The 9,244-nt window shown below is 57.1% G+C and carries 14 protein-coding genes; 5 read left to right on the forward strand and 9 right to left on the reverse strand.

All coding sequences use genetic code 11. The features are described from left to right. Nucleotides 1-333 (forward strand): ATP-binding protein (locus IQ26_RS38250; protein WP_162458196.1); only part of this gene is annotated, 333 nt, incomplete at its 5' end. 197 nt (nt 334-530) lie between these two features. After that, nucleotides 531-1,130, forward strand: coding sequence for a hypothetical protein (locus tag IQ26_RS38255; RefSeq protein ID WP_145723496.1), 600 nt, complete (start codon nt 531-533; stop codon nt 1,128-1,130). Nucleotides 1,131-1,676: 546 nt separating this feature from the next. Here the strand turns inward: IQ26_RS38255 and IQ26_RS38260 are convergent. The 8 genes from IQ26_RS38260 to IQ26_RS38295 all read right to left on the reverse strand — a co-directional run bounded on the left by IQ26_RS38260 (nt 1,677) and on the right by IQ26_RS38295 (nt 7,260). Then, nucleotides 1,677-2,036, reverse strand: coding sequence for a pPIWI-associating nuclease domain-containing protein (locus tag IQ26_RS38260; RefSeq protein WP_145723497.1), 360 nt, complete (start codon nt 2,034-2,036; stop codon nt 1,677-1,679). A gap of 5 nt (nt 2,037-2,041) precedes the next feature. Further along, nucleotides 2,042-2,791, reverse strand: a complete 750-nt coding sequence (locus IQ26_RS38265) for an FRG domain-containing protein (protein WP_240547471.1) — start codon at nt 2,789-2,791, stop codon at nt 2,042-2,044. 26 nt (nt 2,792-2,817) lie between these two features. Beyond that, the gene (locus tag IQ26_RS38270) at nt 2,818-3,906 is read right to left on the reverse strand and encodes a hypothetical protein (protein ID WP_145723498.1); all 1,089 of its coding nucleotides are present in this window, start codon (nt 3,904-3,906) and stop codon (nt 2,818-2,820) included. Nucleotides 3,907-3,974: 68 nt separating this feature from the next. Further along, on the reverse strand, nt 3,975-4,259 hold the full coding sequence (locus IQ26_RS38275) for a hypothetical protein (protein WP_145723499.1): 285 nt from the start codon (nt 4,257-4,259) through the stop codon (nt 3,975-3,977). Between the two features lie 59 nt (nt 4,260-4,318). Then, nucleotides 4,319-4,921, reverse strand: coding sequence for a 7-cyano-7-deazaguanine synthase (locus tag IQ26_RS38280; RefSeq protein ID WP_145723500.1), 603 nt, complete (start codon nt 4,919-4,921; stop codon nt 4,319-4,321). Beyond that, the gene (locus IQ26_RS38285; protein WP_145723501.1) at nt 4,918-6,099 is read right to left on the reverse strand and encodes a nucleoside 2-deoxyribosyltransferase; all 1,182 of its coding nucleotides are present in this window, start codon (nt 6,097-6,099) and stop codon (nt 4,918-4,920) included. The genes IQ26_RS38280 and IQ26_RS38285 overlap by 4 nt, the downstream gene beginning before the upstream one ends. Continuing rightward, the gene (locus IQ26_RS38290; RefSeq protein WP_145723502.1) at nt 6,096-6,494 is read right to left on the reverse strand and encodes a hypothetical protein; all 399 of its coding nucleotides are present in this window, start codon (nt 6,492-6,494) and stop codon (nt 6,096-6,098) included. Before IQ26_RS38290 ends, IQ26_RS38285 begins: the two co-directional genes overlap by 4 nt. Nucleotides 6,495-6,549: 55 nt before the next feature. Beyond that, nucleotides 6,550-7,260 carry an 8-oxoguanine DNA glycosylase gene (locus IQ26_RS38295; protein ID WP_145723503.1) on the reverse strand — a complete coding sequence of 237 codons (711 nt, stop codon included), beginning with the start codon at nt 7,258-7,260 and terminating at the stop codon, nt 6,550-6,552. A gap of 55 nt (nt 7,261-7,315) precedes the next feature. Between IQ26_RS38295 and IQ26_RS38300 the strand changes: the two genes are divergently transcribed. Then, nucleotides 7,316-7,585, forward strand: coding sequence for a helix-turn-helix domain-containing protein (locus IQ26_RS38300; RefSeq protein ID WP_145723504.1), 270 nt, complete (start codon nt 7,316-7,318; stop codon nt 7,583-7,585). Between the two features lie 828 nt (nt 7,586-8,413). On the opposite strand, the gene IQ26_RS38305 is transcribed toward IQ26_RS38300, so the two are convergent. After that, nucleotides 8,414-8,635, reverse strand: coding sequence for a hypothetical protein (locus tag IQ26_RS38305; protein WP_145723505.1), 222 nt, complete (start codon nt 8,633-8,635; stop codon nt 8,414-8,416). 13 nt (nt 8,636-8,648) lie between these two features. Between IQ26_RS38305 and IQ26_RS38310 the strand changes: the two genes are divergently transcribed. Continuing rightward, nucleotides 8,649-8,861, forward strand: coding sequence for a hypothetical protein (locus tag IQ26_RS38310; protein ID WP_240547472.1), 213 nt, complete (start codon nt 8,649-8,651; stop codon nt 8,859-8,861). Nucleotides 8,862-8,934: 73 nt separating this feature from the next. After that, nucleotides 8,935-9,244: IS5 family transposase (locus tag IQ26_RS38315; protein ID WP_145722043.1), on the forward strand; the 310-nt coding region annotated here is incomplete at its 3' end.

Raw genomic sequence — 9,244 nt, forward strand, 5'->3', positions numbered from 1 at the left:
CTTGCCCTCGCGAGAGGCGACGGACGTTATGGCCGGATCCTCAAGCAACTCGCCAAAACCGACCTTCTCATTCTCGATGACTGGGGACCGGAAAAACTCAATGATGACCAGCGGCGTGATGTGCTTGAGATCATTGAAGACCGCTACGAACGCCGATCGACAATCGTCACCAGTCAGCTGCCCCTGGATCACTGGTACGAGATCATTGCAAACCCAACCCTGGCCGATGCCATCCTGGACCGCCTTGTTCACAACGCCTATCGCATCGATCTCACCGGGGAAAGCATGCGAAAACAGCGCTCGCCAAGAGCGTCTGAAACAGCGCAAGCTTGACCTGAAACGAAACCCAATCCAAACATCAACGAGACCCAGGATCAGCCCGAAAAATGGCCGGCTTCAAATCGGAACACCGGCCGGAATGAAATCGGAATGACTGGCCGGCTTCAAATCGGAATCGATGGCCGGCTTCGTCGGAATACGCAACTGGCGTACTCAGATGGCTTCAAATCACGCACCGCGATACGTCCGAGTTGCCAGAATGGCTGGCGCCGTCCATTCGTCTTGCCGGGTCAGTTACAATTTCAGCAACGGCTGCGAGGCTGTTCGAGTTCATCAAGACGTCAGTCCAATCGAACGATGATGCGCCACCGGTATTCTGGCTTCCGGCCGAGCACGCCGCGTGGGGACGTAGCGAGACACTTGCGGATGTGATCCGGGAGATAAACAGCGAGATTTCCTCCGAGGGAGGTATCACACTCCTGCCGCGCGCGGATCTGGACACCCGCTCACGCCGTGACCTTGTTCGTCAGTACGGGGGAGGAAAGGAAGGCAGATCACAGCCTCTGTTTGCGGCGTGCGTGGCTGTGCCGCCGAATGCTCTTCCGTTGTCGTTGGAGATCATCGTGCAGCCAACGCGATGGACGGTTATTCTCATCCATGTTCCCGCGCCGAAAACGGCTTATCCTGTGCCCATCGGATACGCATCGACGAATCCCGAGGTCGTCGATGCGGTATGCGCCTGCCTAACGGCGGCCATTGCGAAGAACGATGAAAGAAGCGTCTTCTGGACACGCGGTGACATCGCGGCGAGTCCCGCCCTAGAGGATATCCGCCGTCACCTCGGCATCTGAAGCCTACTAGAGGGGAACGCCTCTCCCGTGACACGGCTTAGGTGAGCCCTGCCTCCTCGGCCAAAGCGAAGCCCCTTGAAACCTTCCACGTCTCCCCGCCTGCAGACCGGCACGTTCTTGCTTTCGGCAACCCCGTTGTCACGAACCGTCCATGTAGTCGCGGATCAACGCGACGTCGCCGGAATCGAAATCCACCCTGGCCCGGATACCAGCCTCGCTCGGGTAGGATTCCAAGCCGCGCTGGGAATCGGCATGAGGGCGTGACACCCTTCATCAAACCGCGTCACCTGCAGATACGAGGTGGGACCCCTACGCCGATCGGCTTCGGACCCCCCTGCCGAAGCACAGACGGCAGCTAACAGGCGGTGGCAGAGGAACGGCGAACGGCTGAAGCGGGGCGCAAAGCTGCCGTTCACGCCCTGGAAGGTGCGTCACCTTTGGGTCAGCGGTTCGGCCGGCAGAATCCTTGGAAATGCCCAGTGTGAAATGGGTATTTCACACTGGGCCGCCCTTCTCGTCGATAGCCAACGCATGACCGGCTCAGGGCTAGAAGTCAGAGGCATCGTGATCGGCAATCTCGCCATGGAATGACGACGTATCGACCGTCATGTCATCGATGACTGGCTCAGAGTCGACGAGACTGCCGTGGAAGGCCCCCGGAAAACTCTCTGAAGTCTCCAGAGGGTCATCCGTGTTCATTCCGTAACGCAGGACAACATACCAGGTCAGAGGACCCTGAAATTGATTCCCCTCGAATCGGATTTCATTCTCAAAAGTTTCTACCGTGTCGATCTGAGTCGATGTCGAAAGCAGGTCGAGATCCGACCGGGCCTGCGTGTCCTGATAGTCCATCGCTTGCACGGCCTCAACGATCTTCCGACGCAATACTCTATTCTTGTCATCCATGTCCGTCACCCGATCATCGGAGTACCAATGCCGATCCTTTCGACGTAGCGCCACTTCAACATCTCGCAGAGACCGCCGATATCCGGATAGATGTGACTTTGATCGATGCCCATCTTGAAAAGCGTTCGTCGAAACCTCGACCGCATACTGGCTGGAATGGTGAACTTGTCAGCATTCTCAGGTAGCCATGGCTTATCCGGCCGATTGTGGGCTGAAAACAAGCCACGCTGATTTACGATTCGCGGAGCCGATTTCGTGGGAACGAGGAACATCACGCGATCGATCGAGAAGGGATCCGGATCCTTTACCGGATCTACGATGTCTTCGGACGGGATATTGACAGCATGAACGACGGCATTTTCGTTTTGCTTTCCACTTGAGATCGCGAAATAGCAGGCAACTAGCGGGTTCGTGGTCCAATCCAGCAGGCGAGTTGGAAGTCCATGGTGCTGGGCGACCGCAAGCCAATTCCAGTCACCCGTTACAGGAAGTTGGAACATCGGTCCCGCGGATTGCTGGAAGGCTCGAAAGACCCTTTCCTCGTGCAGGGCCGAGTATACGGCAGGCGGCCTTCCGACGGTCGGAATGAATTCGTGCGTTTCCGAGCCACACCCCCGAAACACCCGCATCGGGTGTGCTTTTGCATCGATAAACTCGATGAACTTGATCCAGCGGGCCTGCGTGTCGCGGGCTATTGCCTCATATTCCGCCGGCCCTGGCGCACCATGCGGACGCTTCTCGACCGCGCGAGGCAATGGTTTCCGGGGTGGTCGCGTCCTCGTCATGATGAGGGACTTCGCATCGCGTGATAGAGAGCGCTGGGGAAGTCGCCTGCTATGCGAGATGCGGGAAAGCACCACTGGACAGTCCGACGATCGCGCTCTGGCCAAAACACCACCTTCGGCTCTCCTACTCGCTTGCGTATTTCACCGCTGATCGTAGGCCCCTCACTCGATCCGATGATGAGCAGGTCGATCGGCCCCTCCGCGCGGATCTCCCCCTCCCAGTCTATGTACGTGAAGGCAGTCGAGCCGCCGAAGTCGCTGATCAGGATTTCAGTCTGCATGACGAGCGATTTCGCCTCGAAACGTCCGACACCGAGGAGCCGCAAATGATCACCATCCTTGCGGCTATGGCGAAGATCGGACAGCTGCGGCGGTGGAAGGAGCGGCAGCCGAGCATCCTCGACGAAATAGGCAATGCTTCGTGCCGCAAAGTCTGCAGCTTCCACAGGCTCCATACCAAGCTCGCCCCATGCATGCGCGAAAGCCGCGGCGAGAACATCCCCCACGCCAATGCGGAAATAGCTTTCGGAAGCGTAGCTCTTTATCGGGGTCGGAGACCCACCGAAAAATACTTGAAGCCCTCCCAACCGGTCCTTGGTCAGGATGAGCTGGGGAGCAGGCTTGCTCTCGAAAACATTCTGCGCTGCCGCTGCGAGGTTATCGTTGGTCCGGGATGCATCCCCCAGGCCGCCAAAACCGAGAAGCTCCTCCTCCGAAAGGATCATCGCCAGTCTGTCAGCGGTCGAACCATTCGCGTGGAATTTCGCGTAAGAGTTCTGTGGGTCGTAAACAACGGTACGGCCGTTGACCTCGGCGGTTCCCTCCATGAACCCGAACCGCAGAACCACGTCGCCATCCAACGTGAGGCGCTTCTCCTGCTCGTTATCGTCGGGCACATCTGGAACAAACGACTTCTGCAGAGTGTCGAGATACTCGAAGATCAGCTCGTGTCTGGTTGGCATCAATCTCCCGACAATTCCGAAACTGGAGAGTGTCGCCTCGGCGTCGCTTTTCCAGACGTTCGGCACATAAGTGTGGAGCACCGTGCCCTCCGACAGCCCGCTGACCGCGATGGCTGCGCGCATTCCCGATCCGAACAAGCGCTCCCATTTCGGGTACTGGCAGCGTTCAAGATATATACCGCCGGCGATAATCATCCTCGTATGACCTCGACCGAGCAACGAGTGGCTGAAGCAACCTCAACAATCGCGATGTAACGTGCTCCGGTCTCCACGCAGGCGATCAGCCGTGCGAGTCCTTGAAAGGCTGCCAGAGTCCCGACGATCCCGCCGCCGTTTGTCACGCAAACGAGGCTGCGCCACTTTCCATTTTCAGAGATTTGGACAAGGAGTGCCTCGCCCGTCTCAAGGCCCTTCACCTGGTCGGGCCTGACCCCGACAAGATCAACATTGAAACGAACGTCACAGCCGTCTTCCAAGACGACCGACCTCCGGCTCGTCGCGGCCTGTCGGGCGCCCTTAGGTGCATACCCTCCCATCAGGCAGCTCCTCTCTTTGGACGGGGATAGGTCATCTCCACGCATTCGCGATGCTTCAGGCAGCCGTTGCACTGACCGCATGCGTACTCATGGACATGGCAGGAAAAGGTGAGGCCGATCAGCTCATATGGAAACCCTGACGTGCGCAATAGCGTCCTTGTCGACATCCGTCGCGCCGGCGCCGTGACCCGCACATGTCCTTCCTGTAGCGAAAGGGTACGATCGAGGGATTTCAGAAAAGGCGCCTTTCCATCAGCGTGCCGATCCGTCGATACCGAACCAAGGATGATCTCGCTGACACCCTCAGGCATGAGTTTCATGGCCGCGAGTGTCACCAGCATCTGATTTCTATACGGCCAGAATTCCTCGGCAGACGCGCCGTCCACTACCGCCTTCGCCGCCATCGAACCAGATCCGAGAAACGAGAGGTCAGCTTGGATTGTGCGGTGTTCGAGACCAATCTGGCTGCACAATGCGGAAGACGCTGCGATCTCGCCTTTGGCTGCGCGCTGGCCGTAGTCAATCGTGACGCAGACCTGCGGCCTCAGCCACCATGCCAGCGCAGACGAGTCTAGCCCACCCGAGAACAAAAGCGCCCTCACCTCAGAGAACTCCAGATCGCGCCGTAAACTGCCGTGGTGAAATCGTCGGTTACCGTGCAGCCGGTTCCCTCCAGCATCGTCAGACTCTCTGGTCGTGGCGCCTCCGCGAGAACCACAACCGGAATTCCGAGACTTCGAGCATACCCAATCTCGAACAAAGTCCCCGCGTCCTCTCCGTCGATGACGGCGAGAACCGTGTTGCACGACCGCAGTCCATCCAGGTCTTTACCCGCTATGTACTCAGAGCCGCCGTAAGCGCCCACATCGTGAATTGGCGAGAACGTGTCTCCACCAAGCATCGTCAGGCAGCCACGCATCTCGTCGACGAGCCATCTCTGCGATAGCGTGAAGAAGGGAGCGGCGATGTATATTCGACCAGCTGTTTCTCCGCTGGCACACGGAGCCAGATCCTCAAGCCCCTCAAGCGAAACTTGGGTCCCGCGCGTCGACACATAGCGGGCAACTCCACGCGAGGCGAAGTCGGCGGCCTTCGCCGCCGGCCATTCGCGTTCACCCCAAAGGTGAGCAAAGACGGCGCTGAAGATGTCGCCTGAGCCCAGCTTGAAGACGGTTTCCGATCGATAGGCGGGAATTCGTATGTTGCCGCCAGCCTGCATGACCACAGCCCCAAGAGGGCCGCGCTTGACAACAATGACGTCGGCATTGAAGCGATCGCGCGCGATGTCGTAATTCCAGATGTCACCGCTGCCGGCGCCACATTCGAATTCCACCTCATTGAGTACTACAGCGAGTTCTTTCGCTGTGGAGCCATTGGCGTGAAAAAGGAGGGCAGCCGAAGGGTGCTGGGGATCATAGACCGCGCGCCTGGCGCTTATGGCAGCATCGCCCTCGACCATACCGAACCGCAGTATGACATCGCCATTTACAGAAAGTGGAGGCAACGGACTGTCGGCCGCTCCGACAAGTTCCGATATGGAAAGCGGATGGAAGTAATGGAATGCAATGTCGGATCCGATCTCCCTCAGATCCGTCGTCACCCCGAGTCCGTGCATGGTCTGCCGCACATCCTCTGCCCAACCGATATAAGCATGAGCCACGAGGTGAGAGCCTGGTGAAAGCGCGGATAGCGCCACTGCGGCGCGCCCGGCCGATCCAAAAATCCGCGACCAGTGAGGGCGTACGCATTCCTCACGATAGACGCCGCCGACAATGATCATGCCGTACGGCCACCGATAACGTGGCAATGGCCTGAGCCTAGTTGAGTGACGGTTACGGCATACTTCACCCCACCTTGGAGGCATTCCAGGAAATTTGCGTAGTTTTGGAATGCGGCGAGTGCGCCAACGATCATCCCGTCAGATCTGATCGTTACTGCAATTGGATGTCGATCCACAAATTCCGTGCCGACTCGGAGAACATCACCCTTTGCAAGGCCGGAAAGCGCGGGAAGGCGAATTCCTTCCAGGTCCGTATCAATGCGAATATCGCAGCGATCAACGCCCTCGACACCGCCCAGACCAAATCCCGCTGCATCTTTGCCAGCCTTCGGCTTCGACACGCTCGAATTCTCGGAGCGTTGATTAATACTCTTTGGTTTGCTCTTACCAGCCATCGAATCAAGCCTCCCAATTCCAAGTTTAGAAGGTCGCCCGATAGAAGGTAAATAGTCAGCTGAACAGTATGCGCATATCCCGCCACATAATTGCATCAAGAAGCGACGCCTTCACGTGAATCGCCCTCGCAAAATCGAGGAATTTTTTTTCGAGAGCTTCGTAGTCTTTGGGCAGGCGATAGTTTTCAGGGAACAGCCCCATAAGTGTCCCAGCCCGAAGAACATGAATATCAAGGATAGCGACATCATCGCTCCCCAACCAGTTTCTGGTTATCCAGGATGCCGTCTTCGGTCCGATGCCGGGTAACTCCATCAGCTGTTGGCGAAAGATCTGATGGTTGTCTGTCCGCGGCGGCCGCTCGCGGATCGCATTCAAAGCAACATGGAGCCGATCAGCCCGCTGCCGCGGATAGCGGTATTTGTGCCGCCTCCCCTCTACCAGCAGCGGCACGCTGAGCAATTCCTCGATCTCCTGGCGAGAAGGGACTGGATCAGAGAAATAGACCCCCGCCTCATAGAGGTGCTCCCATGCGGCACGATTGAGCTCCATCTTCACGCCGTATCCACCTAGCAGGCAAAATGCCAAATCTTCGACCAGCGGCGTGCCTTTTGGGCTGACATAGTCTTCGGAATCGCCGGCTTCGAACTCTGCCATCTTGGCCCAATACGCTGGGCTCCCTGCCCAACCGCTCAGACCAAAACGTACACCTGGCACCACTTCATCATCGGGAAGGAAACGGGGAACGGATTTCGATGTAGCGAGCATAGCCGAACTTATATATGCAATACATATGGATAGCAAGATTCCGGAGATTGCTCTCATGATCGAGAGCAAACGGCGCGAGACACTGATGTCTCAGGCCGAGCTATCAAACTTACTAAAAGTCCACCAAGGTCATTTGTCGAAGATATTGGCTGGAAAAGTGCCGATTTCGAAGAAAATGCGCCTGCGGATGTCAAAACTCCTGAGCGCTTGGCCGCCTTCGGCGTCGAGCGACTCTGCCCTAGAACAGGAGCTTGTTAGGGCAATCCGCCGCTCGACGGAATTTCAGGAGTTCATTCGAGCAGCTCTTAAGATGCATAATTCTTAAGATCAAAATATGCATTTTTTGACTTGTCCGTCTCGGTCACATGGCATCCCACGGCACAGCGGGCCGGAGATCGCATCGACTGCCTCAATGACCGAATTGAGGCGCGGCTCCGCCAAAGCAGCGATTTTGCATGGCGTTTGGCGGAGGGCCCCGAAGTGACTATTTCCAAGTGGACATGATAGTAGGGTCTTGGCGAGATTTAATCCAACGGCGCCATGAGCCTTGGCGCGATCGAACATCGCAGTGGTAGCTGTGTAACAAACTGTGTAACAAACAGCAGAAAAAGTTAAATATTTTCAGCGGCATAGGCGTCAAATTGAAAGACGCTCTCTCCGCCATCCTTATAGCAAAATCAATGACTTAAGTGGTTATTTCGTTATTTCGGACTTATCATAACCAATCACATAACCCAACAAAGCGGGGCTTGTCGTTGCCATGGCGGAACGGTCAGGCGTCGCAGAGCGTCCCGTTGAGTTCCGCATAGGAAGCCGCGCACATGATCCGCGTCTGCGCCGCCTTAAGAAGGAACTTCCTCTAAAGCGCCTGCTTCCTGGAAAGCGTCATTCCCCAAGTCCTCCCTAAGCCCAAGCGACAATACGTGCGGCGGACGATGGCGCAAGCAGAATTGCGTCGTATCCGACTAAGCTTGACGCTGGAAAATCATGCAGCAAGTTGGATGCCGAACTCTACTGAATGAATTCAGACTTGGCACCACTTCTCGCCAAGCAACAAAAGACGAGTGATAACGATGCCATTGGCGTCCTCTGGATCGGCCTTCCAGTCGGTAGCATGGGCGAAAACAACACGAAACAGCGCGAGGCTGAAATCTCAAAGGAGAAGGGCGAGATGGACGCCGTCCAGCGGGCGCGCGTTGCTGGCAAGTGCGTTTAGGCCCGCCATCAAGCGGGCCAGCGCGAACTTCAGGCAACTGCCCATCGGCATCGTGCTGCCCATCGGCATCGCGCTGGCCGGCATCACGATCGGAATACTCACCGACGGCGAGTCCAAAGTGGGTTTGCTGACCTTCGAGGGAACGATCCGGTCCGCCATGAGTTAGCAAATCATGATGGACACCATGGAACCCCACGCACGCGCGATGGCCAATGCCAGGGAGCGCATCAATCGGACCGAGCTCGCGCTTGAACGCACAGAAGAAATGGTAGCCGAGAATATCGCGCTGTGCAGCAGGCTACGCGCGCAACGGTGTCTGGTCGAGGCCGCATACCGCTTGGTGGAGATCGATCCCCCCAGCAATGAAGGTGGGCTGAAGGCCTAGGTTGAGAACTCATACAATTGACTGATTTTCATTGATATTATTCGCCCTCAATGAGTCGCTGGAGGCCGAAGTGATGTCGAAGAGCTTATTTTGGTTGTCGGATGAGGCGTGGAGTGCGATGGAACCGCATCTTCCTCGCGGCAAAGCGGGGAAACCTCGGGTTGATGATCGCAGGGTGATTTCGGGCATCCTGCATGTTCTCAAGACCGGCTGCCGCTGGCGCGACGTGCCTGCAGCCTATGGTCCGCCAACCACAATCTACAATCGCTACAACAGGTGGTCGCAGCGCCGCATCTGGCAGCGTATCTTCGAGAAGATGGCGGCTGCCGGGCCCGTTCCGGATGAGCTTTCCATCGATAGCAGCCACGTCAAGGCGCATCGCT

It is taken from the genome of Mesorhizobium tianshanense (assembly GCF_007830515.1).
Classification (GTDB): Bacteria; Pseudomonadota; Alphaproteobacteria; order Rhizobiales; family Rhizobiaceae; genus Mesorhizobium; species Mesorhizobium tianshanense.

Excerpts from the sequence above, each read along its gene's own strand:
- IQ26_RS38260 (WP_145723497.1), bottom strand. The coding sequence starts at position 2,036 with ATGGATGACAAGAATAGAGTATTGCGTCGGAAGATCGTTGAGGCCGTG.
- IQ26_RS38270 (WP_145723498.1), bottom strand. The coding sequence starts at position 3,906 with ATGCGCGCAGCCATCGCGGTCAGCGGGCTGTCGGAGGGCACGGTGCTC.
- IQ26_RS38285 (WP_145723501.1), bottom strand. The coding sequence starts at position 6,099 with ATGATCATTGTCGGCGGCGTCTATCGTGAGGAATGCGTACGCCCTCAC.
- IQ26_RS38290 (WP_145723502.1), bottom strand. The coding sequence starts at position 6,494 with ATGGCTGGTAAGAGCAAACCAAAGAGTATTAATCAACGCTCCGAGAAT.
- IQ26_RS38295 (WP_145723503.1), bottom strand. The coding sequence starts at position 7,260 with ATGCTCGCTACATCGAAATCCGTTCCCCGTTTCCTTCCCGATGATGAA.
- IQ26_RS38300 (WP_145723504.1), top strand. The coding sequence starts at position 7,316 with ATGATCGAGAGCAAACGGCGCGAGACACTGATGTCTCAGGCCGAGCTA.
- IQ26_RS38305 (WP_145723505.1), bottom strand. The coding sequence starts at position 8,635 with ATGGCGGACCGGATCGTTCCCTCGAAGGTCAGCAAACCCACTTTGGAC.
- IQ26_RS38310 (WP_240547472.1), top strand. The coding sequence starts at position 8,649 with ATGATGGACACCATGGAACCCCACGCACGCGCGATGGCCAATGCCAGG.